14 protein-coding genes and 1 pseudogene are annotated in these 20,990 nt (G+C 65.6%); 8 read left to right on the top strand and 7 right to left on the bottom strand.

Annotated elements, in window-relative coordinates; translation table 11 throughout:
* Positions 1–34 precede the first annotated feature (34 nt).
* Positions 35–898 carry an ABC transporter ATP-binding protein gene (locus tag AC25ND_RS06760; protein WP_486976182.1) on the bottom strand — a complete coding sequence of 288 codons (864 nt, stop codon included), beginning with the start codon at positions 896–898 and terminating at the stop codon, positions 35–37.
* Positions 895–2,478, bottom strand: a complete 1,584-nt coding sequence (locus tag AC25ND_RS06765) for an ABC transporter permease (RefSeq protein WP_486976183.1) — start codon at positions 2,476–2,478, stop codon at positions 895–897. The genes AC25ND_RS06760 and AC25ND_RS06765 overlap by 4 nt, the downstream gene beginning before the upstream one ends.
* 303 nt (positions 2,479–2,781) lie before the next feature.
* Between AC25ND_RS06765 and AC25ND_RS06770 the strand changes: the two genes are divergently transcribed.
* Entirely contained in the window at positions 2,782–3,822 is a 1,041-nt protein-coding gene (locus AC25ND_RS06770; RefSeq protein ID WP_028688585.1) for an ABC transporter substrate-binding protein, read from the top strand.
* 28 nt (positions 3,823–3,850) lie between these two features.
* The gene (locus tag AC25ND_RS06775; protein WP_486976184.1) at positions 3,851–4,756 is read left to right on the top strand and encodes a TauD/TfdA dioxygenase family protein; all 906 of its coding nucleotides are present in this window, start codon (positions 3,851–3,853) and stop codon (positions 4,754–4,756) included.
* Positions 4,757–4,867: 111 nt separating this feature from the next.
* Here AC25ND_RS06775 and AC25ND_RS06780 read toward each other — a convergent pair whose 3' ends face one another.
* Positions 4,868–5,773, bottom strand: coding sequence for a LysR family transcriptional regulator (locus AC25ND_RS06780; protein ID WP_241411336.1), 906 nt, complete (start codon positions 5,771–5,773; stop codon positions 4,868–4,870).
* A gap of 192 nt (positions 5,774–5,965) precedes the next feature.
* Here AC25ND_RS06780 and AC25ND_RS06785 point away from each other — a divergent pair, with 192 nt between their 5' ends.
* From AC25ND_RS06785 to AC25ND_RS06805, 5 genes are all read left to right on the top strand, one after another.
* Positions 5,966–8,302: a TonB-dependent receptor gene (locus tag AC25ND_RS06785; RefSeq protein ID WP_486976185.1), complete on the top strand. Its 2,337-nt coding sequence runs from the start codon at positions 5,966–5,968 to the stop codon at positions 8,300–8,302.
* Positions 8,303–8,319: 17 nt separating this feature from the next.
* The gene (locus AC25ND_RS06790) at positions 8,320–9,993 is read left to right on the top strand and encodes an aryl-sulfate sulfotransferase (protein ID WP_069015916.1); all 1,674 of its coding nucleotides are present in this window, start codon (positions 8,320–8,322) and stop codon (positions 9,991–9,993) included.
* 316 nt (positions 9,994–10,309) lie between these two features.
* Positions 10,310–11,752, top strand: a complete 1,443-nt coding sequence (gabD, locus tag AC25ND_RS06795; protein ID WP_028688580.1) for an NADP-dependent succinate-semialdehyde dehydrogenase — start codon at positions 10,310–10,312, stop codon at positions 11,750–11,752.
* Positions 11,753–11,935: 183 nt separating this feature from the next.
* On the top strand, positions 11,936–13,213 hold the full coding sequence (gabT, locus tag AC25ND_RS06800; RefSeq protein ID WP_028688579.1) for a 4-aminobutyrate--2-oxoglutarate transaminase: 1,278 nt from the start codon (positions 11,936–11,938) through the stop codon (positions 13,211–13,213).
* 137 nt (positions 13,214–13,350) lie between these two features.
* The gene (locus AC25ND_RS06805; RefSeq protein WP_238348067.1) at positions 13,351–14,685 is read left to right on the top strand and encodes a response regulator; all 1,335 of its coding nucleotides are present in this window, start codon (positions 13,351–13,353) and stop codon (positions 14,683–14,685) included.
* A 56-nt stretch (positions 14,686–14,741) separates the two neighbouring features.
* Here AC25ND_RS06805 and AC25ND_RS06810 read toward each other — a convergent pair whose 3' ends face one another.
* Together AC25ND_RS06810 and desA are read right to left on the bottom strand one after the other, a co-directional pair.
* A complete protein-coding gene (locus tag AC25ND_RS06810; protein ID WP_051555600.1) occupies positions 14,742–15,731 on the bottom strand; it encodes a GGDEF domain-containing protein in 990 nt (329 codons plus the stop codon).
* A gap of 140 nt (positions 15,732–15,871) precedes the next feature.
* Positions 15,872–17,056 (bottom strand): delta-9 fatty acid desaturase DesA, encoded by a 1,185-nt coding sequence (gene desA, locus AC25ND_RS06815; RefSeq protein WP_028688577.1) that lies wholly within the window; start codon positions 17,054–17,056, stop codon positions 15,872–15,874.
* 150 nt (positions 17,057–17,206) lie between these two features.
* Here desA and dibA point away from each other — a divergent pair, with 150 nt between their 5' ends.
* Positions 17,207–19,102, top strand: a complete 1,896-nt coding sequence (dibA, locus tag AC25ND_RS06820) for a phosphodiesterase DibA (protein ID WP_182321946.1) — start codon at positions 17,207–17,209, stop codon at positions 19,100–19,102.
* Positions 19,103–19,246: 144 nt separating this feature from the next.
* Here dibA and AC25ND_RS06825 read toward each other — a convergent pair whose 3' ends face one another.
* Together AC25ND_RS06825 and AC25ND_RS06830 are read right to left on the bottom strand one after the other, a co-directional pair.
* Entirely contained in the window at positions 19,247–19,891 is a 645-nt protein-coding gene (locus AC25ND_RS06825) for a methionine ABC transporter permease (protein ID WP_028688575.1), read from the bottom strand.
* Positions 19,881–20,989, bottom strand: a pseudogene (locus AC25ND_RS06830) (methionine ABC transporter ATP-binding protein). Before AC25ND_RS06830 ends, AC25ND_RS06825 begins: the two are co-directional and overlap by 11 nt.
* Position 20,990 lies beyond the last annotated feature (1 nt).

The raw sequence follows: 20,990 nt of genomic DNA on the forward strand, positions 1-20,990 counted from the left end.
GCCCGGCGATATGGCCGGTACAGGCAACCCATCCCTAGAGCGCAATCAACTCCGGCCGCAACCCTTCCACCCTATGCACCACCGGTCGCAGATACCCGCCATCCCCGGTGATCTGGTGCAAGACCTTTTCACGCAAGCCATGCAATGCCACGCCGGTGCGCTGGCGCGGGTGCGGCAGGTCGATTTCCACCACCGCCTTGATCCGCCCCGGCCTCGGCTCCAGCACCACCACCCGGTCGGCCAGGTAGGTCGCCTCCTCGGCATCGTGGGTGACCAGCAGGATGGTGATCCCCGAGCGTTCGCGAATCGCCAGCAGTTCGTCCTGCAGCTGTTGGCGGGTCAGGGCGTCGAGGGCGCCGAAGGGTTCGTCCAGCAGCAGGATCCGTGGGCTGGCCACCAGGCCACGGGCGATGGCCACGCGCTGGGCCATGCCGCCGGACAGCTGGTGCGGATAGGCCGATTCGAAGCCGACCAGGCCCACCAGTTGCACGTACTCGTGTACGCGCCGGGCGCGCTCGCCCTGGGTGAGTGTCTCGTTGACCAGCCCCAGGCCGATGTTCTGCGCCACCGTCAGCCATGGGAACAGGCGATGCTCCTGGAATACGATGCCGCGTTCGCCGCCGATGCCGTCGACCGGCTGGCCGTCGACCCGGATCGTGCCGCTGTAGTCGGTGTCCAGCCCCACCAGCAGACGCAGCAGGGTGGACTTGCCGCAGCCGGAGGAGCCGACGATGGCGATGAACTCGCCTTCGTTGATCGACAGGTTGAAGTTGCGGATCGCCTCGAACGGCTGGCCATCGACGCTGAAGGTCTTGCCGACCCCCTCGAAACTGACCAGTGGCGGCGTGGCGTCGGGTTGGTTGGCCGCGTGCAGGGCCGGGGTGATGAAGGCGTTCATGCGGATCTCCAGCGCGTGGCGCGCGATTCGAGGCGTTGGCCGAGGTGGCCGAGCAGGGCGCCGACCAGGCCGATCAGGACCATGGCGGCCATCACCTGGTCCATGCGGAACAATTGCTGGGCGCCGATCATCAGGCTGGCGATACCGCCGTCCGAGGGCATGAAGTACTCGGCACCGATAGTGCCGAGCCAGGCGTAGATCAGCGCCAGGCGCAGCCCGGCGAAGATCGCCGGGGCGGCGCCAGGCAGCACCAGCAGACGCAGCCGGTGCTGCAGGTCAAGGCGCAGGGCCTGGGCCGCCTCGCCCAGCTGTGGCGGGAGGCTGGCGATACCGCGCTGGGTGGCGATCAGCAACGGGAAGAACGCCGCCAGCGCGACGAACACCAGCTTGGCGCCTTCACCCAAGCCGAACCAGGCGGTCAGCAGCGGCACCCAGGCGAACAGCGCCACTTGGCGCAGCGCCGACAGGCTCGGGCCGAGCAGGCGCTCGGCGCTGGCTGACAGGCCCAGCAGCAGGCCCAGCACGAACCCCGCGCCACCGCCGAGCAGCAGCCCGGCCAGGGTGCGTTGCAGGCTCAAGCGCAGGGCCTCGGGCAACGAGCCGTCGAGCAGGCCCGCATACAGGCTGCGCAGCACCTCCAGTGGCGAGGTGAGGATGTTGGCGTCGACCCAACCAAGGCGGTTGGCGGCCTGCCACAGCACCAACAGCCCCGCAGGCAGCAGCAGGCTTTGCCAGCCGCGTGGCACCTGGCCGCGCAGCTGTTCGCCCGTGGCCGGTTGCGGCCAGTGCAACAGGCCGCGCTCCAGGCGCGTGAAGCCGCGATCCATCAGCGCGCCGACCAGGCCGATCACCAGGATGCAGAGGAACACCAGGTCGAGCATGAACAGTTGCCGCCCCCAGACCATCAGGTAGCCGATGCCTTCGCTGGACGCCAGCAGCTCCACGGCCAGCAGCGAGGTCCAGCCAGTGGCCAGGGCCAGCCGCACACCGGCGAGAAACGCCGGCAGCGCGGCGGGCAGCAGCAGGCGCAGGAACAGCAGGTGAGGGGGCAGGCGCAGGACGGCGGCAGCCTCGCGCAGCTTGGGCTGGGCGTCGCGCACGCCGACCAGGGTATGTAGCGTGACCGGCACCACCACGGCCTTGACCAGCACCACCAGCTTGAGCAGCTCGCCGATGCCGAAGAACAGCATGAACAGCGGGATCCAGGCCAGGGTTGGGATCTGTGCCAGGGCGACGAAGGTGGGCATCACCAGGGTCTGCGCTCGCCGCGATCCACCCAGCCAGGTACCCAGCAGCAGGCCGCTGGCGATTCCCGCCAGCAGTCCCCAGACCAGGCGCTGCAGACTTATCCACAGGTGGCCCCAGAGCTCACCGGAGCCATACTCCAGCGCGCTCTGCCAGACCAGCGACGGCGCAGGCAGGATCTGCTCGCTCACCCAGTGTTCACGGCTGGCGATAATCCACAATGCCGCCACCACCAGCGGCACGGCCCACGGTATGTAGGAGCGGCCTTGTGCCGCGAAAGGACCACGTAGCGGCCTCCATCGACGGCGCTGGCCTACGCTCAAGACTTCGCTCATCAAGGCACCTCTCAAACAAACCATTCCTTGTTTATTCGTTTATGGAATTAAAAATTCTCACAAGCGATATTCAGGAGATAAGAGCATGCGCCTGCTGCATGCGAAACCCCCGAGGCATTGCGTTTTCCTCATATTTTTCATGCGTGCTCTGCAAGCCGCCCGGCGTCCCGCATGGCGCCTCGTTTATGTCTTCTGGTTACTAAAAAATGAAGTTTTGATCTTTGTAGGTTCTAACCGGACCTGCCTAGCTTCTGGCCCATAGCGCCGGCCATCGCCGGTGGCAGCCTGCCAAGGAGCCTTGCCATGAAAACCGCCTTCCGCCATCTGCTCAGCCCGTTACTCGCCGCCTTGTTGAGCGCCCTGCCCGTGGCAGCCCATGCCGCCCAGCCGGATGTGATCCGTATCGCCGTGCCCGACCTCAGCGCCGGCAGCAAGCCCAGCGCCGGCGGCGTGGTGGATGTGCTGCGCGACCAGCAACTGCTGGAGAAAGAGTTCGCCAAGGACGGCATCCGTATCGACTGGCGCTTCTTCAAGGGCGCCGGCCCCGTGGTCAACGAGGCCCTGGCCAACGGCCAGGCGGACTTCGCCTACCTGGGCGACCTGGCCGCGATCATCGGCAAGGCCAACGGCCTCGACACCCGCGTGTTGTCGGCCGGGGTGCGTGGGGTGAAGAGCTACCTCGGCGTGGTGCCGGGCTCGGGCATCCACAGCCTGCAGGACCTCAAGGGCAAGCGCGTGGCGGTGTTCCGCGGCACCGCCAACCAGCTGTCGTTCGCCAGCGCCCTGGCCAGCCAGGGGCTGTCCGAACGTGAGCTGAAAGTCATCAACCTCGATTTCAACGCGGCCAACGCCGCCCTGGCCGCCAAGCAGATCGACGCCACCTGGGGCCTGTCCAGCCTGCTGTCGCTGCGCGAGCGAGGGCTGGTCGAGCTCCCGGTCAACTCCCGGGACCTGAAAGGCGCCGGCAGCACCCAGGCGGTGCTGCTGGGTACCGGCGAGTTCATCCGCCAGCACCCCGACCTGGTACAGCGGGTGGTCAACGCCCAGGAGCAGGCGGTGAAGTGGCTGCGCGACGAACGTAACCGCGAGGCCTATGTGGACCTGGTGGCGAACACCGCCAACTGGCCAAAGGCGATCCTGCGCGACGACCTGGCCGAGGAGAACCTCGCTGACTACTTCGACCCACGCCTGGATGCCGGTTTCGTCGGCCTGCTGCAACAGGGCGTGGACCTGGCCGTCAAGGAGCGCCTGATCCGCCGTGGCTTCCAGGTGGCCGACTGGATCGAACCCCGTTTCATCGATGCCGCCCAGCGGCAGGACCAGGCCGTCCAGGCCGCCCGCTGACCCGACAACAACCGTGAGGAGCACGACCATGAGCAACGCCGCACTGGCCACCGCGCCGCAAACCCTGGAACTCGACATCCACCCCGTTGCCGGGCGCATCGGCGCCGAGATCCGTGGCATCAAGCTGTCCGCCGACCTCGATCCGGCCACCATCGATGCCATCCAGGCGGCATTGGTGCGCCACAAGGTGATCTTCTTCCGGGCCCAGGAGCACCTGGACGACGTGGGGCAGGAGGCCTTCGCCCAGTTGCTCGGCGAGCCGATCGCCCATCCCACGGTGCCGGTGGTCGATGGCACCAGCTACCTGCTGCAGCTCGATGGCGCAGAAGGCCAGCGGGCCAACTCCTGGCACACCGACGTGACCTTCGTAGACGCCTACCCCAAGGCCTCTATCCTGCGCAGTGTGGTGGCCCCGGCTGCCGGTGGCGACACGGTGTGGGCCAACACCGCCGCAGCCTATCAGGAGCTGCCCGAGCCGCTGCGCGAACTGGCCGACAAGCTGTGGGCGGTGCACAGCAACGAATACGACTATGCCAGCGTGAAGCCGGATGTCGATCCGGCGAAGCTTGAGCGCTATCGCAAGGTGTTCACCTCGACGGTGTACGAGACCGAGCACCCGGTGGTGCGGGTGCATCCGATCAGTGGCGAGCGGGCGTTGCAGCTAGGGCACTTCGTCAAGCGCATCAAGGGCTATTCGCTGGCGGACTCGCAGCATCTGTTCGCGCTGCTGCAGGGGCATGTGACACGCCTGGAAAACACCGTGCGCTGGCGCTGGCAGACGGGGGACGTGGCGATCTGGGACAACCGCGCGACGCAGCACTATGCGGTGGATGACTACGGCACCCAACCGCGCATCGTGCGCCGGGTTACCCTGGCTGGCGAGGTGCCGGTGGGGGTGGATGGGCAATTGAGTCGGACCACGCGCAAGGGCTGAGATCGTTGGGGCCGCTTTGCGGCCCTTTCGCGACGCAAGGCCGCTCCCACAGGAGGGCAGTTCCCTGCGCGACAGCGCAGTCCCAAAGGGCTGCACAGCAGCCCCTTACGGCTACAACTCGCTATCACAGGCAATCAACTGCCTCACCAACCCCTGCGCCAGCGCCGACAACCCATACCCCACCCGGCTCACCACCCCATAGCGGGTATAGAACGTCTCCTCCTGCTCCGGCGCCAGATCCACCAGCTTGAGGGCCACCAGGCCGTCATAGGGCCGCAGGTTCGCGCTGCAGGCGATACCGATGGTGTCCGAATGCAGCACGACATTGAGCAGCGCATAACCATGCTCGCATTCCACGCTGGGCAGAAAGTCCTGCCGCCCGCTCAAGTCACTGAGGATCTTGCGGATGTTCGGCGGGCGAAAGGTGGTGGCCAGCGGGTAATCGAACAGGTCCCGCGCCCGCACTTCGGCCAGCTCGGTCAATGGATGTTCCCGGCGACAGCAGAAGTGCCAGCGCTGTGGCCTGAGCTTGTGCACCTGGTAGTCCGGGTCGGCCTCGAACTGGCGGGTGTCGGCGACGAAGAACTCGATCTCCTCGGCGATCAGCCGCCGGTTCAGCGCCTGCCAGTTGTCCACCTGGAAGCAGGTGCGGGCCGCTGGGTACTCGGCGACGAACCGCGCCACCGCCCTTGGCACCAGCCCGCCGGCGGGGGCCGGCCCCGAGCCGAAGCGCACCACGCCGGTGGTGGCGCCGTTGAACTGGTTGATCTCGTTGACCAGGTTGTGCGCCCCGTGCACCAGCCGCCGTGAATGCTCCAGCACCAGCAGGCCCTGGCGGGTCGGCGCCAGTTCCTTGCTGGCGCGATCGACCAGGCGGCAGCCGACGTTGTGTTCCAGCGTCTGGATGCTGCGGCTGAAGGCCGATTGCGAGAGGTTCACCGCCGCCGCCGCGGCGACAAAGCTGCGGTGCTCGACAAGGGCGATGAAGTGGCGGAGCTGGCGCAGGTCGATATGCATTTTCTACATGGAAACTTTCGGTGGAATGCAATTGCTGGGAAGGGTTGGGAACCTTATAAAGGGAGTCACTTATTCCACAAAATATGAAATACAAATATTTATATCTCTTAAAAGAATAAAGCCCGTCTGATCGCGATTCGGTTCCGCCAACGGAAATGCTCGCCAGGGCCTGTGCCTCCAAGGAGCATCTGCATGTCCCGACTTTCCCGTTGGCCGGCGCGCGCGTCGGTATTCGCCCTGCAACCCTTGGCCGCTGGCGTGCTGCTGGCCGCCGCCGGCAACAGCTTCGCCGAAGAGCCGCGCTCGGCTGCGCCAGCTGTCGAGCAGGAGGCCAAGCTCGGCACCGTCACTGTCAATGCCCGGCGCCGTGAGGAGACCGCCCAGAGCGTGCCCACGCCGATCAGCGTGCTGGGCAGCGAAACCCTGGAGACCCAGCGCATCTATCGCGTGCAGGATCTGCAACAGCTGGTGCCGAGCACCAACGTCGCCTATGTGCACGCCCGCCAGTCGAGTATTTCCATTCGCGGCCTGGGCAACAACCCGGCCAGTGATGGCCTGGAAGGCAGCGTCGGCGTGTATCTGGACAACGTCTACCTGGGGCGCCCGGGCATGGCGGTGTTCGACCTGCTCGATGTCGAGCAGCTGGAGGTGCTGCGCGGGCCGCAAGGCACGCTGTTCGGCAAGAACACCACTGCCGGGGTGCTCAACATCACCACCCGCAAGCCGACCTTCCACCAGGAAGGCAGCGTGCAGTCGTCGTTGGGCGAGGATGGCTACTGGCAGACCCAGGGCAGCTTCTCCGGCCCCCTGACCGACACCCTCGCCGGGCGCATCAGCGCCTACCACACCGAGGACGACGGCTATGTGAAGAACATCTACAACGGCCACGACCTCAATGGCGGCAAGCGCCAGGGCTTTCGTACCCAGTTGCTGTTCAAGCCCAGCGAAACCTTCAACCTGCGCTGGATCGGCGAGTACAACGAAGAAGACTCCGACAACGGCATCCTCAGCCTCTACAGCACCGGCCCGACCATCAATGGCGTGAACCGCTACGAAAGCCTGGCCGCCCAGGCTGGCGCCACCCTGGTGTCGGGCAAGGACCGCAAGGTCAACTTCGATGCCGACCAGATGGTCAAGGTGTTCCAGGGCGGCACTTCGGTAGAGGCCAACTGGACCCTGCCCAACGACTTCACCCTCACCTCGATCAGCGCCTACCGCTGGTGGGACTTCACCCCGCGCAACGACGACGGCCTCAACGTGCCGGTGTTCTACAGTGCCGGGGTTTCGGTGCGGGACAAGCAGTACTCGCAGGAGCTTCGGCTGGCCTCACCCACCGGCGGCTTCTTCGACTACGTACTGGGCGCGTACTACTTCAAGCAGGACCTGGACAATAAATCGTTCACTTACTACGGGCCGCAGGCCGATATCTGGAACCTGACCCCGGCCGGCGCCCTGGCCAACGTGAACACCATCGGCAATGGCCACATCGACACCGACAGCTACGCCCTGTTCGCCCAGGGCACCTGGCACCTGACCGAGCGCCTGGACTTCACCGCCGGGGTACGCGGCACCTACGAGGAGAAAAGCGCCTGGGTGACCCGCGATGCGCCGTCCGGCGGCGCGGCCGTCACCGGTGCGGCCGCGGCCGCCCGCCAGGGCCGGGTGGGCGCGTACGACTCTGGTGACCTTAACCAATACAGCTTCGCCCCCTCCGGGCTGCTCAGCCTGAGCTACCGATTCACCGATGACCTGTTGGGTTATGCCAGCCTGTCCCACGGCGAGAAGTCCGGGGGTGTCAACCTGACTGTCGGTGCCGCCCCACGCTTGGGCACCGATTCGCTGTTGGTGGGTACCGAGCGGGCCAACAACGCCGAACTCGGGCTCAAGAGCACCCTGTTCGACAACCGCCTGCAGCTGAACACCAACCTGTTCTGGACTGAGGTGCACGGCTACCAGGCCAACGTCTACGACGAAGCCAACCGTGTGCAGTACCTGTCCAACGCCGGCAGCGTGCGTTCTCGCGGCCTGGAGTTCGAAGCCACGGCCCTGCCGATCCGAGGTCTGACGCTGAACTTCAACGGCTCATGGAACGACGTGCGCTACACCGACTACAAGGACGCGCCGTGCCCGCCCGAGGTAAGCCTGGCCAACCCCGCCGCCACCTGCGACCTGTCCGGCCACCAGGTGGTCGGCGCCTCCAAGTACATCGCCAACCTCAACGGCCAGTACAAGTGGCAGCTCAGCGAACGCATCGAGCCCTACGTCACCGCCAGCTACGCGTTCCGCTCCAAGGCCGTCGGCACCATCGACGATTCCGACTACGGCCAGATCCCCAGCTACGCCATCGTCAACCTGTCCACCGGCGTGCGCCTGGACCAGGGCGACGGCGTGCTCGACCTGTCGCTGTGGGTGAAGAACGCCGGCGACAAGACCTACTTCACCAGCCTGTGGAACTCCGCCAACGGCGGCTATGCCGGCGTGCTGGGCACCCCGCGCACCGTGGGCGCCACCGCCCGTTACGACTTCTGAGCACAAGGAGCTTTGCCATGAATGCCAAGACCCAACCGCATGACCTGCCCGAAGGCGCCTGCCTCACCGCCAAGGTGCCCGACCGCGACCAAGCCCTGCTCGGCGACGTGGTGGTCAACCCGTACCGGCTGGCGCCGCTGACCGCGATCATCCGTGATGGCGGGCGTACCTTGAGTGCCGCCCATGTGCGGGTGCTGGGCCGCGGCGAGCGCGGTGTCGATATCGTCTACGACGTGTCCGACCGCTCGCTGTGGACCTACGGCGGCATCCCGGTGTTCGGCCTGTACCCCGACCACGTCAACCAGGTCGAGGTGAGTTACAAGCTTGATGGCGAACGCATCCGCGAACGTTACGAAATCTACGCCCCGGCGGTGCGCCTGCCGGTGGTGGCCAAGCAGACTGCCGCGCTGCCCGAGGTAGAGCCGGTCAAGGTCGCCCCCGGTTTCGAAAAGCGCCTGTACCTGTTCAATCACCTGCTGGCCGAGATCCCGGGTGGGCGCGCCTTCAAGTGGAACGGCCTGGGCGGCGCCGCCGAGTGGGACTCGGTGGGCAACAACTGGATCGCCGACAGCAACGGTGACGTGCGCTGGTACCTGGATATCGAGCAGATCCATGATTCCAACCATCGCGACGGCCTGGGCGGCACCATGGGCTTCCACCAGACCCGCGACGGCAAGCTGATCTGGGGCCAGGGCCAGACCTACTCCAAGTACGACCTGCTGGGGCGCAAGGTGTGGCAGCGCAACCTGCCGGACAAGTTCGCCGACTTCTCCCACGAGATCCGCGAGACGGTGAACGGCAGCTACCTGCTGCGGGTCGGCACCAGCGACTACCGTCGCCCGGACGGCAAGCGCGTGCGCTCGATCCGCGACCATATCATCGAGGTCAACGAGGCTGGCGACGTGCTGGATTTCTGGGACCTGAACCAGATCCTCGATCCGTACCGCGGCGAGCTGCTGGAAACCCTGGGCAAGGCCGCGATCCAGCTGCCGGACGGTGTGCAGAAACAGGATGAGCGGCTGGCCAACGAATTGGCTGAAGGCGACCTGCCGTTCGGCGACGTTCCCGGTGTCGGTACCGGGCGCAACTGGGCCCATGTCAATGCCATCGACTACGACGCCGATGACGACAGCATCATCGTTTCAGCACGGCACCAGGGCGTGGTGAAGATCGGCCGCGACAAACAGGTGAAGTGGATCCTCGCCGCGCCGCAAGGTTGGCCGGCACGTTTGCAGGACAAAGTGCTCAAACCGGTGGGCGAGGGCTTCGAGTGGTCCTGGACCCAGCACACCGCCTGGCTGACCGGGCACGGCACGCTGACTGTGTTCGACAACGGCTGGGGCCGCGACTTCGGCCCGACTAGGCTGACTGGCAACTACAGCCGGGCGGTGGAGTACCGCATCGACGAGGCCAAGGGCACGGTCGAGCAGGTATGGCAGTACGGCAAGGAGCGCGGTGACGAGTGGTACAGCCCGATCACCTCGGTGGTGGCGTACCAGGCGCAGACCGATACCCAGTTCATCTACTCGGCTTCGGTGAGTTTCCTGACACCGGAGAAGCTGACGACCAGCGTGCTCAATGAAGTGCGTCGCGGCACCCAGGAGGTGGTGGTGGAGCTGAAAGTGCACAGTCGCCAGCCGGGCAGCGTGGGCTACCGGGCGCTGGTGATCGATCTCGACAAGGCGTTCTGACCCTTCCTTCTGACCGATGGTCTAACCCCTTACGGCCCAATCGCGGGGCAAGCCCGCTCCCACAGGAACCCTGCGCTCCTTGTGGGAGCGGGCTTGCCCCGCGATTGGGCCGTTTGCCAGGGGGGTGTTCAACCATTCGTTCTTTTTTTCGAACAGCCTATTGTCCAACACCCCAACCCCCGCTTAGCATTCCGTTTGAGATTTCAAACGCTCGGCACCCAGGCGTCGAACACCCTGGTGCACGAATTTGTGACGGCCGCCCCCTTCTCGGGGCGCCTTTTCAACAATCAATAATTCGCAGTAAAGGGAAGCCGACATGCAGCTCAAAGACGCTCAGTTGTTCCGCCAGCAAGCCTTCATCAACGGTGAATGGCTGGATGCGGACAGCGGTCAGACCATCAAGGTGACCAACCCGGCCACCGGAGAGGTGATCGGTACCGTGCCGAAGATGGGCGCCGCCGAGACCCGCCGCGCCATCGAGGCCGCCGACAAGGCCCTGCCGGCCTGGCGCGCACTGACTGCCAAAGAGCGTGCCGGCAAGCTGCGTCGCTGGTTCGAGCTGATGATCGAGCACCAGGACGACCTGGCCCGCCTGATGACCACCGAGCAGGGCAAGCCACTGGCCGAGGCCAAGGGCGAGATCGCCTATGCCGCCTCGTTCATCGAGTGGTTCGCCGAGGAAGCCAAGCGCGTGTACGGCGACGTCATCCCAGGCCACCAGCCGGACAAACGCCTGATCGTCATCAAGCAGCCGATCGGTGTCACCGCCGCCATCACTCCGTGGAACTTCCCGGCCGCGATGATCACCCGCAAAGCCGGCCCGGCCCTGGCCGCCGGTTGCACCATGGTGCTCAAGCCCGCTTCGCAGACCCCGTACTCCGCCCTGGCCCTGGTCGAGCTGGCCACCCGTGCCGGCATCCCGGCTGGCGTGCTGAGCGTGATCACCGGCAGCGCCGGCGAGGTTGGCTCCGAGCTGACCGGCAACTCGCTGGTGCGCAAGCTGTCCTTCACCGGCTCGACCGAGATCGGCCGCCAGCTGATGGAAGAGTGCGCCAAGGACATCAAGAAGGTTTCCCTGGAACTGGGCGGCAACGCGCCTTTCATCGTGTTCGACGACGCCGACCTGGACAAGGCGGTCGAGGGCGCGATCATCTCCAAGTACCGTAACAATGGCCAAACCTGCGTCTGTGCCAACCGTATCTACGTGCAGGACGGCGTCTACGACGCCTTCGCCGAGAAGCTCAAAGCCGCCGTGGCCAAGCTGAAGATCGGCAACGGCCTGGAAGAAGGCACCACCACTGGCCCGCTGATCGACGGCAAGGCTGTCGCCAAGGTCCAGGAGCACATCGAGGACGCCGTCGCCAAGGGCGCCAAGGTACTGTCCGGCGGCAAGATCATCGAAGGCAACTTCTTCGAGCCGACCATTCTGGTCGACGTGCCGAAGACCGCTGCCGTCGCCAAGGAAGAGACCTTCGGCCCGCTGGCGCCGCTGTTCCGCTTCAAGGACGAGGCCGAAGTCATCGCCATGTCCAACGACACCGAGTTCGGCCTGGCCTCGTACTTCTACGCCCGCGACATGAGCCGCGTGTTCCGCGTCGCCGAGGCCCTGGAATACGGCATGGTGGGTATCAACACCGGCCTGATCTCCAACGAAGTGGCGCCGTTCGGCGGCATCAAGGCTTCGGGCCTGGGCCGTGAAGGTTCCAAGTACGGTATCGAGGACTACCTCGAGATCAAATACCTGTGCATCAGCGTCTGATTGCCAGGTAAACGCTTTTACCTCTGCCAGCGGGGCGCGAGAGCGACGTCTCGCTGGCCTTTTTGACATAGCGGTACCTGGTGGCCAGGGCATGTGTGGCAGTCGATCAACGAATACTGTGCACGCCTGCATCCAGCCACCCCCGAATAAAAGCGCCGCAGAACCGGCGCAATTGAGGGCACTATGAGCAAGACCAACGAATCCCTGATGCAACGCCGTGTCGCCGCCGTCCCACGTGGCGTTGGCCAGATTCACCCGATCTTCGTCGATACCGCGAAGAACTCGACAGTGATCGACGTCGAAGGCCGCGAACTGATCGACTTCGCCGGCGGCATCGCGGTGTTGAACACCGGCCACCTGCATCCGAAAGTGGTCGCGGCCGTGCAAGAGCAGCTGACCAAGGTCAGCCACACCTGCTTCCAGGTGCTGGCCTACGAGCCCTACGTCGAGCTGTGCGAGAAGATCAACAAGCTGGTCCCAGGCAACTTCGACAAGAAGACCCTGCTGGTCACCACCGGCTCCGAAGCCGTTGAAAACGCCGTGAAGATCGCCCGTGCCGCCACCGGCCGTGCCGGCGTGATCGCCTTCACCGGCGGCTACCACGGCCGCACCATGATGACCCTGGGCCTGACCGGCAAGGTCGTGCCGTACTCCGCCGGCATGGGCCTGATGCCAGGCGGCATCTTCCGCGCCCTGTTCCCGAGCGAACTGCACGGCATCAGCGTCGATGACGCCATTGCCTCGGTCGAGCGCATCTTCAAGAACGACGCCGAGCCACGCGACATCGCCGCGATCATCCTCGAGCCGGTACAAGGCGAAGGCGGTTTCCTGCCGGCGCCGAAAGAGCTGATGAAGCGCCTGCGCGCCCTGTGCGACCAGCACGGCATCCTGCTGATCGCCGACGAAGTACAGACCGGCGCTGGCCGCACCGGCACCTTCTTCGCCATGGAGCAGATGGGCGTCGCGCCTGACCTGACCACCTTCGCCAAGTCGATCGCCGGCGGCTTCCCGCTGGCCGGTGTGTGCGGCAAGGCCGAGTACATGGACGCCATCGCCCCGGGCGGCCTTGGCGGCACCTATGCCGGCTCGCCGATCGCCTGCGCCGCGGCCCTGGCCGTAATCGAAGTGTTCGAGGAAGAGAAACTGCTGGATCGCAGCAAGGCTGTCGGCGAGCGCCTGACCGCCGGCCTGCGTGAAATCCAGAAGAAGCACCCGATCATCGGCGATATCCGTGGTCTTGGCTCGATGATCGCGGTGGAAGTCTTTGAGAAAGGCACCCACACCCCGAACGCCGCCGCTGTTGCCCAGGTGGTCGCCAAGGCGCGCGACAAAGGCCTGATCCTGCTGTCCTGCGGCACTTACGGCAACGTCCTGCGGATTCTGGTTCCGCTGACCGCCGAAGACGCGCTGCTGGACAAAGGCCTGGCCATCATCGAAGAGTGCTTCGCCGAACTGGCCTGAAGAATGTGACATGCTTTAGAAAAAAACCCGCCTCGGCGGGTTTTTTTTGTGCCGTTCGCCGGTATCAGGCGCTAAGGTTGTACGAGGATTCCGTGGAAGCTGCGATGGATCGCGCGTCATAGCCTGGAGAATAGCCCATGAGCGCTGTCGACCCCGTCCCCCCCTGCGTGCTGATTGCCGAAGGCGATCCCTGGGTGCGCGACATGCTCAGCGAAATGCTGCTTAGCGTGCGCTGCGATGCCCGCCTGCAGGTTTGTGCCGATGGTTCCGAGGCGCTGAGTGCGCTGGCGGCCAAACCCGACCTGATCATCGCTGCCCGTGAACTCTCAGGGTTCGACGGCCTCGATCTGCTGCGCAAGGTGCGCGCCAAGGGCGACAAGCCCGGTTTGCCGTTCATCCTCATGAGTGACCGCACCGACAGCGCCAGTGTGCGCGAGGCGCTGCCGTTGCACCCGACCGCCTACCTGAGCAAGCCGCTTGACCTGGACAACCTGCGCAAGCGCCTGGAGAACCTGCTGCTGGCAGTAGGTGAGCAGATCGCCTGCCCGGTACCGCCGTTGCAGCCCGGCGCGCGACTGCCGGCCTACCTGGAACAGCGCCGGGCCACCGCCGACGGCGGCCCGCTGTTTGCCGATGTGCAGGTGGCGGTCAAGCGGGCCCTCAACCCCCATGGCCTCAACCTCAAGGTGCTCGAGGAAGAGGTGCGCAACGACCCACAGATCACCGGCGTGCTCATCGCCGCCGCCAACAGTGCCGCCCTGCACCGTGAAGCGCCGGTACAGACCCTGCTGCAGGCGCTGAACAAGCTCGGCAGCACCCAGAGCATGAACCTCATCCTCGGCCTCACGCTCAAGCGCAGCGCCCGTTTGACCGACCCGCTGCTGGAGCGGCACGCCACCCATTACTGGAACCTGTCGCTGCACACCGCCGAGTACGGCCGCACATTGGCGCGCATGCTCGAGGTGGACGAAGCGCGTTGTTACTGCGCGGGGCTGCTGCACTGCCTGGGTGACCTGGCGGTGCTGCGCACCTTGCAGGAGTGGCGCCTGGCCGGTGGCGAGCTGGACGAGGACCAGGTGGAGCTGTCGCTCAACGAGTTCGGCGCGCCGTTCGGCTCGGCACTGCGCACCCGCTGGCGTCTGCCGTTGGACCTGCGCGAGCTGATCGCCGCGGTGTACCAGCTGGGCGGCGGCGTCTACTCCCGGGAGATCCTGGCGATGAACCTGGCCGGGCAGCTGTCGCGGCTCAAGCCCAGCGAAGGGCTGGAGAAGGTCGCCAGCAGCAAGACGGCGCGCCTGCTAAAACTTGGATTGCCGGAGCTGTCGCGGCTGCGCAAGGTGGACCCGGAAGCGCTGGCGCGGGAGGAGGCCGAGCGTCTGGCGGCGGAAGCGGCCGAGAGCAAGCTGCAGGTTGCTCCCATCGCTGCCCTGACTATTGATGCTGATCCCGCGGGGGATGAGGAGCAGGCCTGAGACGTAGCGGGCTGATCGATTACGAGTGGAGTGCCGCAGCCGCGAAGTGATCCGTTTCAGCCTTTAACGATCTGGTTCTTGCCCTGGCGCTTGGCACGGTACATGGCGGCGTCCGCCCGGGCGAACAGGCTGTCGAGCGTTTCATCCTCATCCTGCAACCCGGTCAGCCCTTGGCTTACGGTAACCCCGTAGGTGTGCTCGCCATGGCTGAAGCTCAACCGCTGGATCTCCCGCTGCAGACGCTCGGCAATCTGCTCGGCCACTTGTGCGGTGCAGCCGGGGAACACGGCCGCAAACTCCTCGCCACCGATTCGTCCGAACTGATCGCCACGGCGCAGCACGGCCTTGCCGCTGTCGGCGATGCGCTGTAGCACCTGGTCGCCTTCCTGGTGGCCGTAGGTGTCGTTGATATGCTTGAAATCGTCGATGTCCAGCAGCAGGAAGGCCATCGGCGCGCCGTCCTCGCGTGCGCTGTCGAAGGCCTGCTGGGCGCACTCGAAGAAGTGCCGGCGGTTGCTGCTCTGGGTCAGCACATCGGTGGTGGCCAGGCGTTGCAGCTCGCCTTCGAGCTGTTTTTTTTCGGTGATGTCCTCGGCGATGCCGACGATGATCACCCGCTGGTCGCCCTCGCGCTGCTGGTTGATGTAGCACTTGTCGCTGAGCCAGCGCACCTCGCCGGCGGCATTGAGGATGCGGTATTCGCGGTCCTCGACGGTGCCCTTGACCAGCACCTGGGCAAGGCTGCGTTCGGCGTACTCCAGGTCGTCCGGGTAGATGGCGTCGCGCCATTCGTTGTAGTCGGCCAGTACCAGGCTGGCCGGGCGGCCAAAGATGCGCTCGTAGGCGGGGCTGACGTAGAGCACCTGACGGGTTTCCCAGTCGAAGGCCCAGAGCACGGCGTTGACGCTGTCGAGCAGCGAGCTGTACAGCTGCTCGCGTTCGCTTAGGCGAGCCACTTCGCCTTGGGCATGGAGCAGGGCCAGCAGGGTCTGGGCGGCTTCTGGGCGGGGAGTGCCGGCAGGTGTGGGTGGGAGGTCTTTGGCCATGAGCACGGAACGTTTCTCGACGATGGGCGTGCGGCCACGGTCCGGCCCGCCACGCGGGCGATATGCCGGATTTGAGTCGATTTGCGGGGGGGAAGTTCCGGTCGGCACGCCCCGTTGCGGGGCATGCCGATCAACGGTGCTCAGGCGCCATTGGGGCGCAGCGAGTAGGTCTTGAGCTGGGCGGCGAAGTCACGCAGCGAGTGGATGCCACTGGCCTCGGCCTCGTGTACCCAATCCTTCATCGCGGCGAGCATATCGTGGCCGTTGGCGCTGGTGCGCGCCCAGATCTGCTGCAGGGCCAGGCGCTTTTCGTAGATGGTCTTGAGAGCCTGGCTGTGGGCCAGCATCGACTCGATGCGCACGTGGTGGCGGTCCTGCAGCAGGCTGGTTTCCCGCGAGAGCAGGCGCTTGGCACGGCGGAAACGGTGGCGCAGCGAGGCGTCGACCTTGTCCAGCTCTTGCTTGACCAGCGGGCCGATCACCAGCTTGCGGTACTGGGCCATGATCTGGAAGCGGTTGTTGAGGATGGCCATGGCGGTGTCCATGTCCAGCGACGCCTTGCCCTCCACGCGATGGGCGATGGGCGCGACACGCTGGACCTTGGCCAGGCGCAGCAGGCTCAGCAGACGGATCCACATCCAGCCCATGTCGAATTCCCAGCGCCGCACCGACAGCTTCGCCGAGTTGGGGTAGGTGTGGTGGTTGTTGTGCAGCTCCTCCCCACCAATGATGATGCCCCACGGCACCAGGTTGGTGGCGGCGTCGCGGCACTCGAAGTTGCGGTAGCCCACGGCATGGCCCAGGCCGTTGACCACGCCGGCGGCCCAGAACGGGATCCACATCATCTGGATCGCCCAGATGGTGATGCCGATGGTGCCGAACAGCAGCAGGTCGATGACCGCCATCAGGGCGATGCCGCCGAGCTTGAAGCGGGTGTAGAGGTTGCGCTCGATCCAGTCGTCCGGGCAGTTCTTGCCGTAGATGCGCAGCGTTTCCTCGTTACGCGCCTCTTCACGGTACAGCTCGGCACCCTTGCGCAGCACGGTGCCCAGGCCCTTGTGCACGGGGCTGTGCGGGTCGTCCGGGGTTTCGCACTTGGCGTGGTGCTTGCGGTGGATGGCGGTCCATTCGCGGGTGTTCTGCGCGGTGGTGAGCCACAGCCAGAAACGGAAGAAATGCTTGAGCCCCGCGTTCAGCTCCAGGGCGCGGTGCGCCGAGTAGCGGTGCAGGTAGATGGTGACGCTGACGATGGTCAGGTGGGTCATCAGCAGGGTGACGGCGACCAGTTGCCAGGCCGACAAGTCGAGTAGACCGTAGTACCACATAACGGGAAAGACCCTCGAAAACTCAGGGGAACAGCGCTCGCATTATCCCTGGGCGGGGAAATAAAACCAGTCACCCTTTTAGATAGGAGGTCACAGGGTGTTTCAGCCCTTATAATGCCCCTTCATTTTTCATGGGCTCATCCACCCGACATGTCTGTTTCCGTTCGCGACGCCTTGCGCATGGCCGGGCTCTACGTGGTGCTTTCGATCCTCTGGCTGGTGCTGTCCGAGCTGGTCCTGCAGGGCATGACCGACGACCCGCTGGCGCTGACCGTGGGCCGGCAGATCAACGTGGTGGTCTGGGTGCTGCTCAGTGCCTTGCTGATCTTTGTCTCCCGTGCCCGCCTGCTGAACTTCATCGGCATCGGCGCCCGCTTGCGCAGTGAAGACCGCGAGCGCCTGCGCATGGCTGCGGCGGTGTTCGACAGCACCCTGGAGGGTGTGCTGGTGACCGACCGCAATGGCCTGATCGTGCACGTCAACCGGGCCTTCATGCGCATCACCGGCTACCAGCAGGACGAAGTCATCGGCCAGCGCCCGAGCAAGTTCAAGTCCGGTCGGCATGGCGCGCCGTTCTACCAGCAGATCTACGCCGCCCTGGCGGAGCAGGGCGAGTGGAGCGGGGAGATCTGGAACCGCCGTAAAAGCGGGGAGATCTACCCGCAATGGCAGACGATCTGCGCCATTCGCGATGACAGTGGCGCGCTCAGCCATTACGTCGCGGTCTTCAGCGACATCAGCGCGATCAAGCACACCGAGGAAGAACTGGCCTATCTCGTCCATCACGACCCGCTGACCGGCCTGCCCAACCGTCTGCTGTTCAACGACCGCGCCATGCAGGCCATGGCCGCGGCCCAGGCCAACAAGCGCGGCTGTGCCCTGCTGCTGCTCGACCTCGACCATTTCCAGAGCATCAACGATGGCCTTGGCCACACCATCGGCGACCAACTGCTCAAGCTGGTCGGCGAGCGCCTGCGGGAGGTGCTGGGCAGCGGCGTGACCCTGGCCCGGCTGGGCGGCGACGAGTTCGGCGTGCTGGCCGAGAACTGCCAGCAGGTCGGCCAGGCCGGCAAGCTGGCGCAATCGATCATCGAGCGATTGAAGGAACCGTTCTGCTTCGAAGGCAATCGCCTGTTCATCAGTGCCAGCATCGGCATCAGCCTGTTCCCCAGCGACGCGCTGAGTGCCGAGCAGTTGTTGCGCAACGCCGACTCGGCGCTGTTCAAGGCCAAGAGCAACGGCCGAGCCTGCTATGCGCTGTACACCGAGGAGCTCACCGCCCATGCCCAGCAGCGGGTCGAAACCGCCGGCGAGTTGCGCCGAGCGCTGGAGCAGCAGGAGCTGCGGGTGTTCTTCCAACCGGTGCATGACCTGTTCACCGCGCGGATGATAGGCGTCGAGGCACTGGTGCGCTGGCAGCATCCGCAGCGTGGTCTGGTCCCACCCGGTGAGTTCATCCCTATCGCCGAACGCACCGGGCTGATCGCCGAGATCGACGCCTGGATGTTGCACCAGGCCTGCCGGCAGATGGTGCAGTGGCAGACCGAGGGACGGCAGTTGGCATTCGTTGCGGTGAACATTTCCAGCCGCCTGTTCAGCCAACGCGACCTGTACCGGCAGGTGGCCGATGCATTGCACGACACCGGGCTGGACCCAGCGCTGCTCGAGCTCGAAGTGACCGAGAGCGCGGTGATGGAAGACCCCGAGGTTGCCCTGGAGCAGCTTTACCGCCTGCGCGAGCTGGGCGTGACACTGGCCATCGACGACTTCGGCACGGGGTACTCGTCATTGCTGCGGCTCAAGCGAATGCCCGTGCAGAAGCTCAAGATCGACCAGGGCTTCGTCGCGGGCCTGCCCCATGACGAGGACGACATCGCCATCGTGCGGGTGATCATCGCCCTGGCGCGGAGCATGGGCATGCAGGTGCACGCCGAGGGGGTAGAGCAGGCGGAGCAGGCGCGGTTCCTGCTGGAGCAGCAATGCCAGCTGGGGCAGGGGTACTGGTTCGGGCGGCCGGTGCCGGCGGCGGAGCTGCACTGGGGCTGAGCCATGTGCATACCGTTGTAGGAGCGGCCTTGTGTCGCGAAAGGGCCGCAATGCGGCCCCGGCGATCTTTGCATCAACGCTGAAATCCTGGGGCCGCTTCGCGGCCCTTTCGCGACACAAGGCCGCTCCTACACCAATAATATTTCAACGTTTGTTCAACCCTTTGGCCAGACGGTCCCCGCCCAGCTGGATCAGCGCCACCAATGCCACAAGCATCACGATCACGGTCAGCATGATCTGGCTGTCGAAGCGTTGGTATCCATACCTGTAGGCAATATCCCCCAGGCCACCGGCGCCGATCGCTCCGGCCATGGCCGACGAGTTGATCAGCGTCACCAGGGTGATGGTGAAGCCGCCGACGATGCCCGGCAGGGCCTCGGGCAACAGCACGTGCCAGACGATGTGCCAGCGCCGGCAGCCCATGGCCTGGGCGGCTTCGATCAGGCCGTGGTCGACCTCGCGCAGGCTGACCTCGGCGATCCGCGCGAAGAACGGCGTGGCGGCGATGGTCAGCGGCACCACGGCCGCCCACACGCCATAGGTGGTGCCGACCACCAGGCGGGTGAAGGGGATCAGCGCGACCATCAGGATCAGGAACGGAATCGAGCGGAACAGGTTGACGATGGCGCCCAGCACCCGGTTCAGCGCCGGGGCCTCGAAGATCCCGCCCTTGTCGCTGGTGACCAGCAGCACCGCCATCGGCACCCCGACCAGCAGCGCGACCAGCGAGGACACGCCGACCATCAGCAGGGTGTCGAACAGGCCTTGCAGCAGGCGATCAATCCACATGGCCGAGTACCTCCACATCCGCGGCCCAGCGGCGGGCGCGTTCGAGCAATTGATGGGTGTCCAGCGACGAGCCGCGCACGGACAGGATCAACTGCCCCAGGGCCTGCTCGCCGATGGTCTCGACGCCGCCCTGGAGCAGCCGCACGCGTCCGCCCAGGTCGTTGAACAGGGCGCTCAGTTCCGGCTCGCCGAGCAGGTCGAGCTTGAGCACCACGGCCGCGTCGCGGCTGACCGGCTGGGCGCGCAGGCTGGCCTGCAAGGCTGCCGGCAGCTTGGTCTGCAGCGGTGCGAGCAGGGTGCGGGTGACGTCGTGGCGTGGCGCGCCGAACACCTGCCAGACCTCGCCCTGCTCGACGATCTCGCCCCGTTCGAGCACCACCACGTGCTGGCAGATGTCGCGGATCACCGCCATCTCGTGGGTGATCAGCACCACGGTCAGGCCCAGGCGCCGGTTGATGTCGCGCAGCAGTTCGAGGATCGAGGCGGTGGTTTCCGGGTCCAGCGCCGAGGTGGCCTCGTCGCACAGCAGGATCTCGGGGTCATGCACCAGCGCCCGGGCGATGCCGACGCGCTGCTTCTGCCCGCCGGACAATTGCGCCGGATAGACATGATGCTTTTCCTCCAGGCCGACCAGTGCCAGCAGCTCGCGCACCTTGCGCTGGCGCTCGGCCTTGTCCACCCGGCCACCTTCAGCGGCAGCTCGACGTTCTGCCATACGGTCTTGGCCGACATCAGGTTGAAGTGCTGGAAGATCATGCCGATGCGCCGGCGCAGCGCCACCAGACGGTCCTCGTCGAACGGCGCGATATCCACCTGGTCGATCAGCACCCGGCCCTGGCTGGGCTGTTCAAGGCGATTGATGGTGCGCAGCAGCGAGGACTTGCCGGCGCCACTGCGGCCGATGATGCCGAAGATCTCGCCCCGGCGAATGTTCAGGTCGATGTCTTGCAGCGCCGGCTGGCCCTGGCCCGGATAGGTCTTGCCCAGGCCGATGAAGCGGATGTGCGCCTGGTTCACCTCCGGGCGCAGGGCGGTTTCCTCGGCCTTGAACGGTTCGGCGGGCGGGACGGGCGCCCTGAGGGCGCTGGCCTGGGCCATG

The sequence above is a fragment of the Pseudomonas sp. P110(2024) genome, from assembly GCF_057480795.1.